Consider the following 716-nt stretch of genomic DNA (forward strand, 5'->3'; position numbering starts at 1 on the left):
TGCCCAGGCTGCCATGGAGCACTGGACGGGAGTCAAGGTGCATGGCTGGCTCAAAGAGCAGCTGCAAGTGGAGCTCAGCTATAACACCGTCATCCGCTATCTCCATGACCTGGATTTCAATCTGCGGGTGCCGCGCAAGTGGCCTTTGCCGCTTCTGGATGAGCCGGAGCGTGAAGTCCGGCGCCAAGCCTTTAAAGAAGAGATCAAAAGCCTGGCCCAGGATCCATGCGTGGAGCTCTGGTTTGGCGACGAATGCGGTGTGGAGGGAGATCCCCGGCCAAGGCGCAGGTGGGTGCAGCCGGGCAGCAAGCCGAAGGTGCCGCATCTGGGCAAGCATCTCAGGCGAAGTGTGGTCGGCGCGGTGTGCCCGACCAGCGGGGAGAGCTTCCACCTGGTGTTTGACGGAGTCGACAGCGCTGTGTTCCAATGCTGGCTTGATGAACTGGCCCAAAGCGTGCCCTTAAAAAAAGGGGTGCGTCGGGTGCTGGTGCTCGACAACGCCTCCTGGCACAAGGTCAAGAGCCTGCGGTGGCACCATTTTGAAGTGCTGTTTTTGCCGCCCTACAGCCCGGACTTCAATCCCATTGAGCGGCTGTGGTTAAGGCTCAAAGCCGACTTCTTCACGGACTGGATCGCACGCACCGGAGAGGAACTCGAAGAGCGCATCTGCCAGGCACTCAATCATGTCATGACCCAGACTGACAAAACGGCCTCAC

At 59.6% G+C, this 716-nt stretch carries 1 protein-coding gene; it reads left to right on the top strand.

Features of this window, described 5'->3' with window-relative positions; genetic code table 11:
- Positions 1–716 (top strand): IS630 family transposase (locus BGE01nite_RS28810; RefSeq protein WP_146856419.1); only part of this gene is annotated, 716 nt, incomplete at both ends.

It is taken from the genome of Prosthecobacter gellanilyticus (assembly GCF_007992435.1).
GTDB classification, from domain to species: Bacteria; Verrucomicrobiota; Verrucomicrobiia; order Verrucomicrobiales; family Verrucomicrobiaceae; genus Prosthecobacter; species Prosthecobacter gellanilyticus.